Source organism: Anatilimnocola aquadivae, assembly GCF_049819085.1.
GTDB lineage: Bacteria > Planctomycetota > Planctomycetia > Pirellulales > Pirellulaceae > Anatilimnocola.
Genome location: NZ_CP187419.1, coordinates 7,635,481 through 7,652,948 on the forward strand (window position 1 = coordinate 7,635,481; position 17,468 = coordinate 7,652,948).

At 58.0% G+C, this 17,468-nt stretch carries 16 protein-coding genes; 7 read left to right on the top strand and 9 right to left on the bottom strand.

What is annotated here, in order from left to right; all coding sequences use genetic code 11:
- Positions 1-3: 3 nt before the first annotated feature.
- From NA78x_RS30240 to NA78x_RS30250, 3 genes are read left to right on the top strand one after another with little or no spacing between them, the layout of a single operon-like run.
- Entirely contained in the window at positions 4-1,314 is a 1,311-nt protein-coding gene (locus NA78x_RS30240; protein ID WP_425616110.1) for an NAD(P)/FAD-dependent oxidoreductase, read from the top strand.
- The gene (locus NA78x_RS30245) at positions 1,260-2,042 is read left to right on the top strand and encodes a DUF1365 domain-containing protein (protein ID WP_425616111.1); all 783 of its coding nucleotides are present in this window, start codon (positions 1,260-1,262) and stop codon (positions 2,040-2,042) included. Before NA78x_RS30240 ends, NA78x_RS30245 begins: the two co-directional genes overlap by 55 nt.
- Positions 2,021-3,298 carry a class I SAM-dependent methyltransferase gene (locus tag NA78x_RS30250; protein WP_425616112.1) on the top strand — a complete coding sequence of 426 codons (1,278 nt, stop codon included), beginning with the start codon at positions 2,021-2,023 and terminating at the stop codon, positions 3,296-3,298. Before NA78x_RS30245 ends, NA78x_RS30250 begins: the two co-directional genes overlap by 22 nt.
- Before the next feature lie 15 nt (positions 3,299-3,313).
- Here the strand turns inward: NA78x_RS30250 and NA78x_RS30255 are convergent, their stop codons facing one another.
- Both NA78x_RS30255 and NA78x_RS30260 read right to left on the bottom strand, forming a co-directional pair.
- On the bottom strand, positions 3,314-3,877 hold the full coding sequence (locus NA78x_RS30255; RefSeq protein ID WP_425616113.1) for a hypothetical protein: 564 nt from the start codon (positions 3,875-3,877) through the stop codon (positions 3,314-3,316).
- Positions 3,878-3,924: 47 nt separating this feature from the next.
- On the bottom strand, positions 3,925-4,854 hold the full coding sequence (locus NA78x_RS30260; protein WP_425616114.1) for a hypothetical protein: 930 nt from the start codon (positions 4,852-4,854) through the stop codon (positions 3,925-3,927).
- Between the two features lie 359 nt (positions 4,855-5,213).
- Here NA78x_RS30260 and NA78x_RS30265 point away from each other — a divergent pair, with 359 nt between their 5' ends.
- Positions 5,214-7,562, top strand: a complete 2,349-nt coding sequence (locus tag NA78x_RS30265) for a hypothetical protein (protein ID WP_425616115.1) — start codon at positions 5,214-5,216, stop codon at positions 7,560-7,562.
- A gap of 410 nt (positions 7,563-7,972) precedes the next feature.
- On the opposite strand, the gene NA78x_RS30270 is transcribed toward NA78x_RS30265, so the two are convergent.
- Together NA78x_RS30270 and nrfH are read right to left on the bottom strand one after the other, a co-directional pair.
- Positions 7,973-9,421, bottom strand: coding sequence for an ammonia-forming cytochrome c nitrite reductase subunit c552 (locus NA78x_RS30270; protein WP_425616116.1), 1,449 nt, complete (start codon positions 9,419-9,421; stop codon positions 7,973-7,975).
- Positions 9,405-9,989 carry a cytochrome c nitrite reductase small subunit gene (gene nrfH, locus NA78x_RS30275; RefSeq protein ID WP_425616117.1) on the bottom strand — a complete coding sequence of 195 codons (585 nt, stop codon included), beginning with the start codon at positions 9,987-9,989 and terminating at the stop codon, positions 9,405-9,407. Before nrfH ends, NA78x_RS30270 begins: the two co-directional genes overlap by 17 nt.
- Positions 9,990-10,193: 204 nt before the next feature.
- Between nrfH and NA78x_RS30280 the strand changes: the two genes are divergently transcribed.
- Genes NA78x_RS30280 through NA78x_RS30290 form a run of 3 tightly spaced genes read left to right on the top strand, consistent with a single transcriptional unit; the run spans position 10,194 to position 11,707 of the window.
- Positions 10,194-10,601 carry a hypothetical protein gene (locus tag NA78x_RS30280; RefSeq protein ID WP_425616118.1) on the top strand — a complete coding sequence of 136 codons (408 nt, stop codon included), beginning with the start codon at positions 10,194-10,196 and terminating at the stop codon, positions 10,599-10,601.
- 60 nt (positions 10,602-10,661) lie between these two features.
- Positions 10,662-11,327, top strand: a complete 666-nt coding sequence (locus NA78x_RS30285) for an SGNH/GDSL hydrolase family protein (protein ID WP_425616119.1) — start codon at positions 10,662-10,664, stop codon at positions 11,325-11,327.
- A 20-nt stretch (positions 11,328-11,347) separates the two neighbouring features.
- Positions 11,348-11,707: a VOC family protein gene (locus NA78x_RS30290; RefSeq protein WP_425616120.1), complete on the top strand. Its 360-nt coding sequence runs from the start codon at positions 11,348-11,350 to the stop codon at positions 11,705-11,707.
- A 32-nt stretch (positions 11,708-11,739) separates the two neighbouring features.
- On the opposite strand, the gene NA78x_RS30295 is transcribed toward NA78x_RS30290, so the two are convergent.
- Genes NA78x_RS30295 through NA78x_RS30315 form a run of 5 tightly spaced genes read right to left on the bottom strand, consistent with a single transcriptional unit; the run spans position 11,740 to position 17,421 of the window.
- A complete protein-coding gene (locus NA78x_RS30295; protein WP_425616121.1) occupies positions 11,740-13,371 on the bottom strand; it encodes a ThuA domain-containing protein in 1,632 nt (543 codons plus the stop codon).
- Between the two features lie 47 nt (positions 13,372-13,418).
- The gene (locus NA78x_RS30300; RefSeq protein ID WP_425616122.1) at positions 13,419-14,414 is read right to left on the bottom strand and encodes a WD40 repeat domain-containing protein; all 996 of its coding nucleotides are present in this window, start codon (positions 14,412-14,414) and stop codon (positions 13,419-13,421) included.
- A gap of 21 nt (positions 14,415-14,435) precedes the next feature.
- Positions 14,436-15,464, bottom strand: a complete 1,029-nt coding sequence (locus NA78x_RS30305; RefSeq protein ID WP_425616123.1) for a sugar phosphate isomerase/epimerase family protein — start codon at positions 15,462-15,464, stop codon at positions 14,436-14,438.
- Positions 15,465-15,500: 36 nt separating this feature from the next.
- Positions 15,501-16,127 carry a Uma2 family endonuclease gene (locus NA78x_RS30310; protein WP_425616124.1) on the bottom strand — a complete coding sequence of 209 codons (627 nt, stop codon included), beginning with the start codon at positions 16,125-16,127 and terminating at the stop codon, positions 15,501-15,503.
- Positions 16,128-16,173: 46 nt separating this feature from the next.
- Positions 16,174-17,421 (bottom strand): hypothetical protein, encoded by a 1,248-nt coding sequence (locus NA78x_RS30315; protein ID WP_425616125.1) that lies wholly within the window; start codon positions 17,419-17,421, stop codon positions 16,174-16,176.
- Positions 17,422-17,468: the final 47 nt, after the last annotated feature.

Sequence of the window (17,468 nt, forward strand, 5' to 3'; positions counted from 1 at the left end):
AGCATGCAGATCGCCGTCATTGGCTCGGGAATCAGTGGACTTCTCACCGCGCGCCTGCTCGCGTCGCGGCATCACGTTTGTTTGTATGAAGCGGGTCCGACACTCGGCGGCCACACCTGTACGATTGACGTCGAACTAGCGGGCCAATCGTTCGCAGTCGATACCGGCTTCATGGTCTTCAACCAGCGGACCTACCCGAACTTCTGCCGGCTGCTCGACTTGATTGGCATCGACTCGCAACCATCGGACATGAGCTTTAGTGTCCGCTGCGATCGGACGGGGCTCGAGTACGAGGGAAGTTCGCTGAACGGGCTCTTCGCGCAGCGACGCAATTTTTTGCGGCCTCGATTTTATCGCTTGCTGGCCGATATCCTGCATTTCAATCGAGTAGCGATTGCCGCGCAGGGAAAACTCAGCGACGAGCAGTCGCTAGGTGAGTTCGTGCGAGCCCATCGCCTGGGCTCCGACTTTGTCGAGCAGTATCTAGTGCCGATGGGCGCTGCAATCTGGTCGACGCAGCCAAGTCGCATGCTGGAGTTTCCGGCGCGCTTTACCCTGGCCTTCATGCACAACCATGGTTTGTTGCAAGTGCGTGATCGACCCGTTTGGCGCACGATTCCCGGCGGCGCTCGTCGCTATGCGATGCGATTGGCCGCTGACATTCAGGAAGTGCAATTGGCCTCCCCCATTCGCCAGGTCACTCGCCACAACCAGGGTGTGTTAGTTTCGGCGGCGAACGCCGATCCGCGAACCTTCGATCACGTTGTCTTGGGCTGCCATTCCGATCAGGCGCTGCGGATTCTCGCCGACTCTTCTGCTGACGAGCGCGAAGTCTTGTCCGCGATTCCGTACCAGACGAACGAAGTCATCGTCCACACCGATATTTCGCTGCTCCCTCGCACTCGCCGGGCATGGGCAAGTTGGAACTATCTCACGCCGCAGGTTGATGGCGAACAAGCGACTGCTGACGTTGCCGTGACCTATGATCTGAGCCGACTGCAGAACGTGAAATCGCCGACGCCGATCTTGGCGACGTTGAACTCACCGCTGGAGATTGCCCCGCAGAAAGTGCTGCGGCGTTTGGAGTTTCAGCACCCCGTGTTCAGTCGCGCGTCAGCTGTGGCTCAAGCTCGTTGGGCCGAAATCAACGGTCCGCGGCGAACCTGGTTTTGTGGCGCGTACTGGGGTCATGGTTTTCACGAGGATGGCGTGCGCAGTGCGCTCGCCGTCGCAAAGGAATTTGGAGTTTCGCTCGAAGCATGCACAGCTGCCTGTATGAAGGAACCGTCTGGCACCGTCGCGATCGCCCGGTGATCCATCAGTTCCGGTATCGGCAGTTCATGCTGTACTTGGATCTGGATGAAATTCCCGCGCTCGCCGCGGAAGGCCTCTTCGCGCGCGATACGCACGTTGCCACCGCCAGCTATTGTGCTGCCGATCATCCAGTACCTGGTTGCGCGAGTCGCTCGGAATCTCCGCGCGCAGCCATCTACGAACTTATCCGCGAACAAACGGGCATGAACCTCACGGGCCCCGTGCGTCTGCTCACGCACCTGCGATATTTCGGCTACTACTTCAGTCCGCTGAATTTGTATTACTGTCTTGATGACAACGAAGGATTGCAGTGCGTGGTTGCCGAGGTGAGCAACATCCCGTGGCGAGAGCGTCACTGGTACGTGCTCTGGAGTGGTAACCAAACCTCGACACAGTTCGGTCGCTTCCGGCATGAGAAGCAATTTCATGTCTCGCCGTTCTTAAGCATGCAGCAGCAATATCGCTGGCTGATTCGTCCGCCGGGCGAGCAATTGCAAGTTTCGCTACGCGCGGAACTTGACGACCAGCCAATACTGACTGCAGTCCAGTCGATGGTTCGCCAGCCACTGACACGGGCCTCACTGGCCGCTGCCATGTTCCGCCATGGTTGGATGTCGGCCAAAGTCGTCGCTGCCATTTATTACCAGGCCTTTTGGCTGTGGCGCAAAAAGATCACTGTTTATTCGCACCCTGAGGAATCGCAACCATGTCCGACAACGCAGGGCTAGCCGCGCCCCGCTTGGCCATTGCCGCTGAAGATGCCTGCCAACGTAGTTCGTCGCCAGCGCAGTCGTACACATGGCAATCGCGCATGTGGCGCAGTGTCGTTCAGCGTTCACTCGCAAGCCTGCGCAACGGTGAGCTCACGCTGCACGACGCGCTGGGAACGACAACTTACGGTGCACCAGCCAGCGATGGAGTTGCTGCCGAGATCACGGTGCATGACCCGGCGATGTACAGCCGCGTAGCCCTCGGCGGCAGCATTGGCGCAGCCGAATCGTACATGGCCGGCGAGTGGACGACGACTGACCTGACGGCTGTCGTCCGTCTGATGATTCGCAACGCGCAGGCCACCGGCGCACTTGAACGCTTTGGCAGCTGGCTGCTGCAACCGTGGTTGCGTTGGGGACATTGGCTGCGGCGGAATCACGAGCAAGGGAGCAAGCAGAACATCGCGGCGCATTACGACCTGGGTAACGATTTTTATTCACTGTGGCTCGACGAATCGCTGGCCTATTCGAGCGCCGTGTTCGAGTCGCCGCAAACCACACTCGCCGAAGCTCAGGTGGCGAAGTTCGAGCGGCTCTGTCAAAAGTTGAACCTGCAGCCCGGCGATCATCTCCTGGAGATTGGTTGCGGCTGGGGTGGCCTCGCAATTCATGCCGCGCAAAACTACGGCTGCCGTGTTACGGCGACGACCATTTCGCGCGAGCAGGCCGCCTGTGTTGCGCAGCGCGTGGCGGCGACGGGGCTCGCTGACCGAATCACGTTGTTGCAGCAAGATTATCGGGCACTGACCGGCTCGTACGACAAGCTGGTTTCGATCGAGATGATCGAAGCGGTCGGTCCGCAGTTCCTCGACGAGTACTTTCGAGTTTGCTCGCGGCTCCTTAAGCCGGGCGGGCTGATGGTGATGCAGGGGATCACCATTGCCGACCATCTGTACGAAACGTATTGCCGTTCGGTCGACTTCATTCAGAAGTACATTTTCCCGGGCGGTCACTTGCCGGCGGTCAGCGTCATGCTGCAGACTATTTCCGCTCATACCGATCTGAAGCTGCAGCAAATTGACAACTTGCCGCAGCACTATGCCCGCACCTTGGCCGAGTGGCGTACTCGCTTTCAGGCTGCGGACGAGCAGTTGGCCGCGCTTGGCCTGCCTGTTTCTTTCCGCCGCATGTGGGAATTCTATCTTTGCTACTGCGAAGGTGGCTTTCGCGAACAGCAACTGGGGCTGGTGCAGATGACCTTGCGAAGGGCCTAGCTGAAGGCAGCCGCTCTACAAGCGAAACGCATGCTCCAGTTCATCGAGGGCGAACTGCTCCATCAGCGAGACTTTCTGCCCGAGGCCGAGGATGCCACCAGAGGTTGCCGCGATCGAGCGAGCACGGCCGAGGATCTCGTCGCACAATTGGTTAGCTTTGGCTGGGGAGAGTCGCTTGCAGAGCACGGCGATGTATTCTTTCCAAGCCTGCACCACGCGGACTTCCGGTCGAACGGATAGCCAATGCTCGAGCAGTGAGCGCGCGGCGGAGCCTGAGTCGATCCCGTGATTTGTCGCGGCAGCTACCACCGCGTCGCGTTCTTTGGTGGAGACATCGCCATCCGACCAGGCAATTTCCACCAGCGGCAGCAGCGACAAGCAGGCGAATGTTTCCGGGCGAATACCCGCGTCGGTCAATTCCTGCAGCAGCACTTCATCTTGAATGCCCGAGACGGCGGCCAGCGCGGCCGTCGGGCTGTGCTTACCAATTTCTTTTCGCACGTGCGCTTGCAGATTGGGATCTTGCTGAGTGAAGTACTCATCAAGGGCAGCCAAAGACATGCTGTTTTCGTCGGCCATGAGTGCTTCTCAGTCTTCCTTACGTGGGTTAGGCATCCTGCCCGTCACTATCGTCCGCCGAAGATGCCCGTGGCATACCACACGCCATTCGATCCTCGCTTCATATCGTAGCCGAAGAACGAGTGACCGGCACTCACGGCGGACCAATGTCCCGACGATTGGCTCCAGCTATGCACGCACTCTTCGGCCGCATCGAGCAAAGTTTGCCCCGGCCAACTCTCCGCGCAAACTTCCTTCGACGAGAAGCTGCTGCCGGCTACTTTGGCAGCCAATCCTGCATTGATGGTATGAAAGCGAGATTCCCAGTTGTGATGTCCTTGCAGGTTGATGCTCGCCTGATGATGTGAATGCTCTTGGGCTTTCTGCGCGAGATAGTCGCTGGCAGGTGACCACGCGCTTTTGGGCGCGGCGGGATGTGTCCGCACGGCGAATACTAAGGTTCGCTGCGTGAGCGTGCCGGCGGGAAGGTCGCAGAGGACTTGCAGCCGCGAAACATTGATCGCTCCGCGCCGAAACGGATAGATCGAGACCACGTGACCATACTGCTGCTTTTGCTTGGCATCACGAAAATCGATCATCGCCAGCCCAGATCCCTTGAGCAGTTCGGCAAACGCAGCATGCTCAATCAGCTTGGTTTCTTTCCCATCAGTCTTGATCGCGGCGTCGATCGGCAACTTGGCGAGCGTCATTGGGCCGAGTGATTGCCGCAATTTGCCGGCATCCAGAACGCTAGCAGCAAATTTTTCGTTCTCGGCAGCTTTCGCCGGATCGTAGAACCAGATGAGCACGAGTTGCTGATTCTCGTTGGCCTGCTTGGTTGCCGCGCGATAATCTTCGAGCCAAGTCAGGGGCTCTGCAGCAGCAGCATTCTCGTCCGCAGCTGACTTGGGCAAGGCTTCTTCTGCTTGAACTTGGCCGCCAAACACGAGCAGGCCCATTACGCAGACCAGCAATAACAACCGGTGAAACAGCTGCATGTAACAATCTCCCAAGGAGCTGCGCTGGGCGAGGTTAGCAATCGTAGCGATCGCAACTGTCGCTGCGTCTGGAACAAGAACCGGGGTTGCGCGGCATCATCCATGAGATCAGACTGGGGCCGCGTTTTGGCGAACGCGAGTGCCCGAGACGCCGCCGGCAGGAGTCGCCGAAGATAGGCGGGCTCGGCGCCAGGCGTCAAGTGGGCGAAGTTTAACCGCTACATTGTTTACAGGGGCTCAGAAGTTTGCAGAATATACCCATGAGTATGCGGGCAGGCTTTGGTTTCCCCACGGTGGAACCGATGGTTTCTTGTCCAGGCTGCGACCGCGACTCGAATCAAAGCAAGGTGGCGACTTATATGCGGAAAATCGTAATTACCGGCCTAATCGCAATGGCCGGCATGTTACTCTCCACGATTCAAGCAACGGACGCGTTCGCACAAGGCGACTCGGTCAGCGAGCTGGAAAAATCAGCCCAGGGCTTGGATGAATGGTTGGGTACGGATGCCAACGGGAAGAAATGGCGAGACTACCTGCTGCTCAAGCAGTTGCGGTCCGAGATCTCGGCCGATCGTGAGGCCGATGTCGCGGTGCTCACGAATGTCTGGCGACGCTTCACCAGCGGCGAAGCTGGCCTGGAAGGCGCGCGGTTTCAAACGGTCCGCAAGGATCTCGAAACCTATCTGAACAAACAACTGGAGGCCTCGCGTGCTCAAGTCGCCGTGGCCGCTAAGGATGCTGCGTTTGCTGCTCCCGCGGAAGATGCCGTAACGAAGGCCCAAGCTGAACTGAAGCAAGCTGCGGTGGAACTCAATATGGCCCTCACCACGTTACCCCGCGCTCGCGCTGCCGCTCGTGGCTACTTCGGCGAGCAAACCCTGGCCGATTTGGCCGGCGGCAAAGAAATGAGCGTCGAGCAACTCGATGGCCTCGTGACCAAGCTCGGCAAATATCGCTGGCGTGCCTACAACGACGACTACGTCAAGCTCGTTCCCGGCCTGAAGTACCGCAACGAAACCGAAGTCGGCGGCTTCCATGGCCAGACTTACGGCAAGCTCCGTTCGGCCATCGTTCGCCTCCGCAATGCGCGGGCGGCAGCTGACGACAAAGACGGCAAGGGCTCGTTCGAAACGCTCGCCACGACCCTGGCCGAGAAAATTGCCGAAGCCAACAAGTTGGTCGGTGCCAATCCCACACCTGTGGCCATTGATATCGAAAAGCAAACTCCGCTGCCGCTGCCAGCCATCGCGCTCGCCGGTGCCTCGCTGAATAAACTGCAGCACCAAGGAAATGTCTCCTTGGCCGATGCGGTTGTCGCTGGCTATCGCTTCCCGAATCTCATTGGCTTTGCCTCCAACGACTTCCTCGCTGGCGGTTTGAATCAAAAGCTCGATCGCGTGACTCCCGTCAACGACAACATCTTGGGCACCAGCATTTCGGGCACCGCTCGCTTGCTGGGCCACACCAAGGTGAAGATGTTTACCAATCCCGATCAGGCTGGTTACGGCGTGTTTCTCACCGGCGTGGCCCATTCGAACAGCGTGGGGCAAAACGGCCCGGTCACGATCTATAGCACGGGTGTGACGAACCTAAATGGCGAGAAGCGAATTCACTTCGACGACGAAATCGGTGGCATGAAGCCGTCGCCAGCCATGGCCAGTGCGACGACGGCAACCACGGTCACCGGCATCGGTGCTCGTGGTCCATTGGTCGAAAAGATTGCTTGGAAACGCGTCGGAGAGAGCAAGAGCCAGGCTGAAGCGATTGCTTCGCAACATGCGGCCGCTCGTTTGAGTGCCCAAATGGACTTGGAAGCAACCAACACGACTGGCAAGGTGAACAAAGGCTTCGAAGAGAAGTACCGTCGGCCGCTGATCACTCGGGGCGAGTACCCCCGCGAGTTCGTTACCCAAAGCAGCACCGGCTTGCTGCAAGTGATGATCTCGCAGCTGGGTCTTGGCCAGCTCGGTTCGCCCGACGTTCCTCCAGCCGCTCCTGCCACCGACCTGGGTGTGCAAGTGCATGAATCGTACGTGGCGAACTTCGCCCGCGCGATGCTCGGCGGCCAGGAATACACGGCCCTCGAAATGCGCCAGATGCAGGAGCAAATGGGTGGCAAGGTGAAGTCGCTGGAAGAACTCGCCAAGGAGCGGGCCGCGGAAGGGGAAGAGCCCAACATTCCCGATACCGTGAGCCGTCTGGCCGACACGATCATCACCTTCGATGACGAGATGCCGGTCCGTGTCGAATTCCGTGGCGACCACGTGCTGATTGTCATTCGCACCAAGAAGCTCGAAACTCGCCAGCAGAACGAAGACCCCCAGGCTCCGGAAGAACGAGATTTTGTCGTCGGTCGTCTCGAGATCACGGCCCTCTATAAGGTCGAAAAAGATGCCGACGGTTACTCGCTGGTTCGCGTGGGCCCCTCGGCTTCGGCGTTCCTCGATCTGCCAGAAGGCAAACGCCCGAGCCCGAAGGAACTGACCGGCAAGCGCCGGATCGACAAGCGATTCTCGGAAGACGTCTTCGTCGACGAGAAGATCAAGCTCGGCCCGCTCGATTTCAAGCGTCGCCAAGGAGCCAATCAAACCTTTGGCAACTGGGCTGAACTGCCACCACTCCCGGCCGAAGACGTTCGCTCGTCCGCAGGCTGGTTCTCGATTGGCTGGTCGTTGCCCGCCGCCGAGAAGAAGTTAGCGAACAAGTAATCTAGCGAACTCAAGTTCCAGATTTTGCTAAACCACAAGCGCCTCCGCTCTTCCCAGAGTCGGAGGCGTTTTCATTTCGTTCGGTAGTCGACCCACGCTTGGCAGGTTTGCGACACCAAACCGTTTGGATCATCTTTGCGCAGTCACCTGTGGTCTCGGTGAGCGCACGCTGGTCGATCTCCAGGCCAGCAGTTGAACGCGCAAAGACCAGCAATTTGCGATCAGAACTCAGCCTTCCGAAAAAATTACTGTCGGGAAATTCTTTATCGACAATCGGTCCTAAGTCAGCCGATGTGTCTAGTGCGACGCTCGGGGAACTGCCCAGGAACTGATCGTCGTAACGGCCCCGCTGGCTGGCGGGGCCATTTTTATGCGCTGACGCTGCTTTTTGAGCTGACGATGGGCAACTACTACGGCGGGGTTGCGGCTTTCGGTTCGTCCGGCTTCGGCAGTTTGAGAGCCGCGATTTGACCTTGGCGAGCTAAATCGGCCGCTTCGGCCAGGATGCGGGCTGCCTCTTGGGGAGCATGAAAGCCCATCGAGTTTTCGGCCGCGATAAAGTCAAGCCGCCACTGCGCCTGACGTTGCAGTTCGAGGGAAGGCTTCAACTGCTCCGGCGTTGCACCTTGCTTCTTGGCCTCGGCGATGGCATCGAGCTGATCCATGAGTGCCGCGCCGCCGCGCTGCAGCAGATCAAAATTCCTCTGTTGAATGGCTTCGACGCGCGACTTGATCTCTTCCTCGGGAAAGTGGTGGCAAGTCTGACAGGCGCGGTTGATGTTCAGCAGTGGACTGCGGACCCAGTGATCGGAAACCTTTGATGCCCCGTCGCGCTGATAGGGCATGTGACAGTCGGCGCATGAGACGCCCGACCGCGCGTGAATTCCCTGGCTCCACAATTCAAATTCTGGATGCTGGGCCTTCAAGATCTCCGCGCCGGTCTCAGCATGCTTGTAGTCGTAAAAACGCTCGCCCCCCTCGAACTTGGTTTCGTTCCAATGCTCTTCGATCTGCTCGACTTTCAGCCCTTTGCTCCAAGGGAACTCGAGTGGCATCTTGCTGGAGCAGTAATATTCGACGTGGCACTGGCCACAGACAAACGAACGCATCTCGGTCCGCGAAGCCAGCTGATTGGGGTCGTAGGGTTCCTTGCGATCGGTCTCGCGCCAGCGTTCGACCGACGGGAGATGAGGCAGTTCCGCAGCACTCGTGGCGAGCGACTGAATTGCGTTGATGAATCCCGGCCGCGTCACGCGCAGACCCATCGATTGTGGATCGTGACAATCGACGCACGAGACGGGATGGGCATGCCCCATGTCGTGTACCATTTTGTCGAGTTCCTCGTAAGGCATGGCGTGCGTCTTTTTGAAGCCTGCCATCGCATCACCATCGCCCAGTTCGCGATAGACGGGCATGATCGACGCGTGACAATGGAGGCACGAGCCCGTTTGCGGCTTGCTCAGTCGCTTGGTGCTTTCTTGATCGTCCAGCATGTAGGCATGCCCGCGGCGATCTCGATAGTCGATGCTGAAGGCATAGCCTTCGAACATTCGCTTCAGCCACGGGTCGCGCTCGATCTTCTCCTCGGGCAGGGCTTCGCTGCCGCCGTGACCGCCGAAGCGTGTGCGAGTAGTCAGCGCCGTCAGCTTGTACGAATCGTATTGCTTGGGCCAGTTGGTGCCCCACTTGGCTGGGTCGGTGTCGTCTTCGCCAACTTCCACCAGCCGAATGAACGGCTGGCGAGCTTCTTGCTTTCGCTCGAAAATGTTGGTGAGGAGCGATGTCGCCAGGATGGCCAAGACGGCCGAGGCCACCATCACCAACAAGTATCCCAGGTAAGGTTTAAGGCGATTGGACATGCGGCCCCCACTTCTTTCGTTCTTCGAATGACAAGGCCTCGTACCTGCCCATGCCGACCGAGTCGCCATGGCCGACCCCGCGATGGCAATGAACGCAATCCAGCTCTTCTTGGCCGTCGCGTACGCTCAGCACATCGTGGACAAAATCGGCGTGGCAATGCAGACAGTTGTCTTGCAGAATTCGCCGGCTTACGGGGCGCATGACGATGGGTTCGTGAAAGTCTTGCAGGGTAAAACCCTTGGAGTGCCAAAAGCCGTTCTCGGCCTTGGTGTAGTACTTGCCGAGAAAATCGTGCGGCAGGTGGCAGTCGACGCACTTGGCCACCGTGTGATGACTGGCCTTTTGCCAACCATCGTACTGCGGTTGCATGATGTGGCAATTGACGCAGGCCTTCGGGTCGGCGCTTAGGTACGACAAACCTTCGGCGTAACGAAACGTGTAAGCCGATTGACCGAGAGCCACGCCCACCAACACCGCCGTAATAATGCCCAGCAAGGTCATGCCCCGCCAGCTGGCCGCGCGCAAGCGAGCAAACCAAGGTTCACGCGCGGGAGTGTTGGAATCCATACCCAAGCTCGCAGCAGGTAACGAACGGGACGAGATCAAACGCGATAAGTCGAGTAGAAGAGTGTCACGATTCTACTGCTGTGGTGGTATCTCTGACCATTGACCTCGCTCAAAATTAAAACAACTGACCAAACTTGTTGGCGACATTCGCTATGTTGATGCGGCGGAATCTTGTTCATAGTCCCAAACATTGTTGAGTGAGTCATGGACAGTCAAGCAATTACCGAAGCGGCGCGAGCATCGCGGACGGGTTCGAGTCCCTTTCCCGAGATCGTGACCAAGCTGATCTCGGCAGGCGTTGAGTACTACCACGTCGATTACGTGGGCCGCTGTGTGCAGCACTACGACGGTATCGGAGCCCGCGTGACGACCCCGCTCGACTTCGAAGGCTTGCCGGCGGTCGCTGCAGAGTTCGATGCAACCGAGTTACGCGCGGCTATCTTTGATAGCCAGCGGAACGGCCAGTCGTTTCGCGATTTCTCGGCTCGCGCGATGAAGGCTGGTGTGCAATCCTACTACGCGTTCCTGCGTGGTCGGCGAGTGACCTATCTCGCGCGCACCGGCGACCAGCACACCGAGTGGTTTCCAGGCGCAGAACCCCAGCGAGATTAAGTGCTCATTACAATGGCAACGTCGTTCACTGGCGGCGAAATCACCTCGGAGCACTCTTTCATGCGCACCCGCACTCTCCTGTTTCTCGTCCTCGCTCTGCTCAGCGCTTCGCAGTTCGTCGCTGCTCAACCTGCGGCGTTGCCGAAGGTGGTCCTGATCGGCGATTCAATTCGCATGGGCTATGCGCCGACCGTGACCAAGCAGCTGGAAGGGAAAGCGGTCATCGCACAGTCAAAGGCAAATGGCGGCGATAGTGCAAACGTCGTCAAGAAGCTGGCGGAGGCCATCGCCGAGAAGCCCGACGTGGTTCACTTCAACTGCGGCATTCACGACACGAAGAAGGATAAGAAGACCGCCGTATTTCAGATCACTCCCGAGCAATACGAAGCGAATCTGCGTCAGATTGTCGACACGCTCCGGAAAGAAACGAAGGCGGTTGTCATCTTTGCCACCACGACGCCCATTATCGACGACCGCGCGGCCAAGCAGCGGACCGAGGCCAGCTACGAATTGCTCGACGCGAGCACGGTCGAGTACAACCGCATCGCGATGCGCGTGATGGAAGAACTAAAAGTTCCCGTTAACGATCTGCGGGCTGTCTGCGGCGAAGCAGCCGACCGCGCAAACCTGATGACCGACGACGGCGTCCACTTTACCGCCGCTGGCAAGACCAAACTCGGCAACGCGGTTGCTGAGTTCATCTCGAAGCACTTGCCGACAAAGTAGCTAAGCGGAGAGGGGCACTCATGAAAATCAACATTGCTGCGACGGTCTTGCCGGTGAGTGACCTTGAGGCCTCATTGCGGTACTTTGTCCACGTGCTGGGCTTTCGCGAAGAGTTTCGCTTTGGCCAGTATGCGGGCATCGAGCGCGACGAGTGCAAGCTGCACCTTTCGGCCCACGGCAATCCCAACACCGGCAAACCAGGTTCCGGCGCTGTCTACCTATTTTGTGATGAGGTAGATAGCTACTTCGCCGAGATCCGGAATCGTGGTGCGCTCGTGGTCGAAGAGCCTAAAAACTACGACTACCAGATGCGCGACTTCGTCGTCCGCGATCTCGATGGGAATCACCTCTCGTTCGGTGCTCCCATCGGTGGAACTTAAGCAACTGTCGCGTTGACGCAGCTACCGTTCCGTTACTTGGCAACCAGTGGTGCCCCCCCGATGCGAGGTTCAAGTGCACCGAGCGACCAGAGCACGCCGTTTTGCAGCAGTTTGCGGAAGGCTGGGTTCTCGAAGTCTGCGGCGTGACCGAGCGACGTGTAGAAGACGCGGGCTTTCTTTTCGCCTGCCATGTTCGTCCAGGCAATGGGCTCGATTGGCGTATTGGGAATGGTACCCAGCAAGATCGGAGCGGTGGAACTAGACAGTGGCGACACTTTGTAAAGCGAGCCGTTGCCAACGAAGTTCTCCAGGGTAACGCCACGCAGGATTGGGTGTGAGCCATTGCCCTCGGTAAGCGAAATCGCCGTCTTCGGCCCCACACCATGATGGCCCGTGTAGTGGCCGCCAAGGACGGCGGGATCAAAATCTTGCCACACGCCTAAGCCTTGTTTTTCCAGGGCATCAATGTCTTTTTCGTTGCGCACCGCCCAGGCATGACTGGCCGTGCGAATGCCAACGATTGGCTTGCCCGCGGCGACATGTTCGAGCAGGGCATCGAGTTGTTCTTTCGGCGGTGTGCGGCGACGCACGCTGACGAGGACAACATCGGCTTTCTTCACGGCAGCGGCCATGCCGGGAAACTGGTTCTTGTCCTTGAGATCGGAATGGACGATGGTCACTTCGATACCAAGCGGCTGCAGGTCGGTCTCGGCGAAGGCTGGCAAGGTGACTTCCGTTTTATACTCGTCGTCGCCGATGAGCATCACTACGTGCTTCCGCTGGTCGGAATAGCGGAAAGGCTGGCCGCCGAGAAAATCCACGCTGGTGATGGTCGGGCAAACAAACTTTTCGATGTGCTCGACGATAAGTTGCGTGCCGGCATGATGGCTCACAAACGGAGCCTTGGCCGGGTTGTACATCGTGTCGGTCAGGTCGCGCATCAGAACGACGTTCTTGCCATTCTTGGCCATCTGCCGCAGGCCAAACGGCCGACCGAGCACGCACATGTTCGTATGGACGCCCATCAGGATGACGTTCTTCACGCCGCGCGCTTCCAGCAGATTCCAGATCTCGACGCCGCTGTCGCTGATGACGTCTTGCTTGGCATCGATGGTGAGAATATCGATCTGGCTCTTCCAAGGAGCCTTGGGGTTGCGCCCCTTCGCTGCCAATTGCTCGGCCCATTGGCGATGTTCTTCCAAGTCGTCGTCTTCACCGCCATCGGTCTGATCGATGGGATACTTACCACCGTCTTCTTCCGGAATCTTGCGGCACCAATCGGCAATGTCCTTCGGTAGATTCGCCGCAGTAGGCAAACCTTGAGCCCGTTTGCGAGCGGGATGATCCTTATACGCTTCCATGCAACTGCTAGGAGCATGAACAATCAGCACACCCTTGCCGCGAGCGTTTTGCAGCACCTGCTCCATGCGCGGAGCGAGTTCGAGTTCTCGCCGCACTGCATTCAAGCAATGATGGGCATCCCACATATCGCAAACGATGATCGCCGTTTCACTCGGCTGCCACTTCTCTTCGGCCTGCTTCACCGACCATTGATCGCCGGTCGCTTTAGCTCGCGATTGCTTGTTGACCGTAATCTCGGCCGCAGGCAGCACGCTGGTCAGCGCCACAAACAAAAGCGACACCATGCGAATTGACAGCGACATGCGGAGCCTCACGAAAGAGTTTGCACATTGTGGAAGAAACCGGCGTACTACAGTTCCCACACGGCTGCTTTGCCGTGACCGCAGCCGAACAATTTGTCCGCCGTTTCGTTGAGCGTGAGGGCGTGAACGTGCATCGGCACCTTTTCACTACGGGCAACCTTCTTGGCCTCCAAATCGTAAAACTGAACGAAGCCGCCGTTATCGCCGCCGGCGCCAATCACCCAGTTACCATCGGGACCGAAGGCAAGGGTTTCGACGAGACCTTTGGCATCACCGAGAAACTCGTGCAGTTTTTCAGCCTTTTCCCATGCGAAGATCTCGACGCTCGACGGGCCATCGAGATGGTCGATGTTGCCGATGTGACCAATGCCACCCACGACGATCTTGGTTCCATCCGGCGAGAAGGCCACGGAGCGAATGCCGCCGATGGAGTGAATTCGCTGCTTGGGATCCCAGGTATAAAAGCCGGGTGCTTCGATCGTGTTTACCTTACTGCCGGTCGACGCATCCCAGATGCAGATGCGCCCCACGCGATCGGCCGTCGCCAGGTGCTGCCCTGTTGGTGAAAACGCGACCGTGTAAAGCATCGAGTGGAAATGATTGGGCGTCCGAACTTCGTGACCGGTCAGTTCGTGGATCTGCTTGCCGGTTTCGAGATCCCAAATGCGGCAGAGCATGTCGTCCGCCACGCTGGCAAACCGCTTGCCATCGGGTGAGATGGCCAGTTTGCGAATCCACCGCTGATGGCCGTCAATCGTACGTTTGATCTCACCGCTGGTGATATCTCGCCAGATGAGTTTGCCGTCGTAGCTGCCGCTGACGAGTGTATCGCCTGCGAGCGCCAGGCCGGTAACGTAGCTGCTATGGCCTTCCCAAGATTTGAACTCGGGCTTCTCAGCCAAAAGGTCGATGTCGTAGACCTTCCCGTCGGAAGCGCCGAGAAACAGACGCCCCGATTCTTTCACGCGCGCGAGCGAGAGAAAGATTTCGGAGCGGCCAGCATCTTTGGCGAGTTTCAATTTCTCAGGAAGGCCCATAATCATTTCCCCATCTTGATTCTGCTACTAAGCGTTCCACCCATGAGCATCGCGGACGGCGATCATCTTGGCGAGGATTTTATTCCAGGTTTGCGGATCTTCGAGCATTGCGTTCGGGAACATGCAGCCATCCCAGCAGATGTGCTGAATGCCGCGTTCTTGAGCTCCCTTCAGCCAAAAGCCAGCGGTCTTCACGATGTCGATCTTGCCGTTCGGATCGTCCGCTGGACAGTGGCGGCCGGTCTTATCGTGCGAGCCCGTACCATGCACGCTACCATCGTTCTGGGCGACATGGAAATCGATCGTCCACGGACGCAGCGCGTCGGTCATCTTGGTGTAGGCCGTAAGGAACTGCGTCTCATCATAGCCAGGCTGCAGCAGGGCTGCTTCGGGAGCGTTGTAACCCAGCAAATACAGATAGGTGTGTGCCTGGTCAGCTTGGAAGCCAACAGTACCCGGCATGTTTACTTCTTCGAGCAGCTTCAGGGCTGCTTGCCACGAGTGCATGCCGGCCCAGCAGATCTCCCCTTCCATAGCGAGCCGCTCGCCGTGATCCTTGGCGATCTTGGCTGCTTCCTTAAAGGTTTGGGCGATCTTCTTCGTGTTGCCAATCGGATCGTTCAGCCAGTTGGATGGCGAATCGGCCGAGTCGATGCGAATCACGCCGTACTTACGGACGCCATGTTCTTTCAGGATCTTTGCAATACGGCAAGCCTTTTGCACGGCCAGCACGAAGTTATCGCGGTCTGCTTCGTTGCCCATCGCGGAGCCACCCACGGTGCCCGGCCAAACCGGCGCGACCAACGACCCGACGTTCAGCCCATAGCTGGCGATCTTGTCGGCCATCTGGTGCAGGTCAGCTTCGCTGGCGTCGGGATCGGTGTGGGGGTGAAACAAAAAGAGATCGACCCCCTCGAACTTCTGCCCGTTCACTTCAGCCGCTGCAGTCAGTTCCAGCATGCGATCGAGACTAATCGGCGGATGATCGGTCCCGGGCTCTTTGCCCACGAGACCAGGCCACATGGCATTGTGAAGTTTGGGATAGGTATTAGGCATGGAGAGTTTTCCTTAGGAGTATGCGGTGAATCAGGCTTAGATGGTTTGCAGCCAGGTAATGTAGTCGTTAATGATGTCGAACTCGTCTCGCTTGCCGTGCTGTTTGAGAAACCGCTGCAGCGACGAGCGCGCAATCATGGGAAACGCCAAGCTACGCGCGATTGCCTTGTACTCAGATTCCGAAACGCGTTCGAAGAAGTACAGGTTGCCCCGCTCGTAGCGCCAAATCTCTGGAACACCGAGTTGGGCGTAGGCTTCAAAGCGATTGAGGCTCTTCCGGGTGATATCCACTTCGATCACGAGATCTGGCGGTGGATGCTTCTCGAGGGTGATTCGCTTGATGCCACGAACACGGGCCGCATTGGCAATGTAGTAGCACTCATCGGGCTCAAGACCCCGTTCCTTCAACTCTTCCTTGAGTGTAATGGAGCCGGCAGACGACATGCGAATCTGAAGAACAACTGAGATGTTCTCCACGAATCGCGCGATGAGCTTCTTGATTGCCTCGTGTTCGTGCGAGAGCGTCATAATCTCGAGCGTGCCGTTCACGTAGGTGTGAGGAAAGCGACGATCTGCGAACGCTTCTAGCAATTTTTCGTAGGCCTGCCATGAGACATCCTCCAGGATGAAGCAGGCCCCAGGTTTTTGCTTTTGAACGATCATACGAGGCAATCTCGATCTGGCGAGCTAAATTCGCTCACCTGTCATGCTACTTATTCGCGTCCCCAATCATCGGCACCTTCTTGTGAACATCGGGGCCGAAGTAACGGAGGCCGACGAGCGGTTCGCTGCCGGTATTTTCGATTTCGACACCACGCGTGGCTGCTTCGTGGCTGATGAAGACTTCGTCCTCGGTTTCTTGGCCGAAGCGAATCATCGCGGGAGTTTGCAGGGCCAGCTTGCCCATGCGACCCTTGCCCTGCACGGTGATCCAGCCGCTGGAGGCGGGATCCTTGAGCGTGCATTTTACGCCGGGATCGATGGTCAGTTCCTTGGCACTGAAGAGTTGTTCGCCGTCGACGTGTCCGTAGACGATCCACTTATCGGTGTAGCCCGGACCGCTCGACTTTTTGTCGACGATCGGCTCCAGGTAGTTGCTTTCCTTGAAGTGAGTATCGACGTTCTTCTCCCAGTCGAGTTGGCCGATGATGAAGTCGAGATCCTGGTGTTTTTCAACCGGCATGTCCTTCACCAGTAATGACCACGGCACGTAGCGACCTTCGACAATGTTCTGGAACATGCCGAACACGTCGCTGCCCCATTGCGGTTCGTAGGTGCAGAGCGAACCGGGAGCGTGCAGCACGCCGGGCGGAATCAACCAGCCCGTGCCCCGTTTCAGGCGGTAAGCACGAGACAGATCGAGAATGCCGTTTTCTCCCTTGTCCCAGTTTTGCAAGCAGCGTTTCAGGTCGTCCTTCGTGGTACCTGGTTCCAGGCCCATAAAGGTGTAGCAGAAGTTGTTGTCGACATTGTTGTACTGCGGCGGAAAGTAGTAGCTCTCGGGCTTTCCTTCTTGCCCGACCAGCTTGGCATTCGCAGCACTTTGGTGCATGTGATGCGGGATCGGGCCCATGTTGTCGAAGAACTTGCTGTACACCGGCCAGCGGTTGTACTTCTTGTACATGGTCTTGCCGATGAGCCGCGCGCCGGCTTCTTCCACGGCATCTCGCAGCAGGAATTGCTTCCCTTCAAAACTGGCAAAGCTCAAGCCTTCGTGCCAAACGCGTCCTTCGTTGGCTGCTTCGGTCGTGCTGCTAAACCAGCGCTCGTCGATGCCGCCGCGATTGGCGCCGTACGCGTACAAGTCTTGCGGATGGAGCTTGATGCGGCGTCCCGGATGCAAAAAGCTGCGCGGCACCCAAGTTGGCGTGAGCCGGAGCAGCCCTTCACCCTTATCCAAGGCCCGATCGAGAACTTTGCTGATGCTATCCTTCTTCACAACATTCGGCTGAATCATGGGTGCGAACGACTCCACGCGGGGAAAGGCTGGGTCTCGAAAAACGA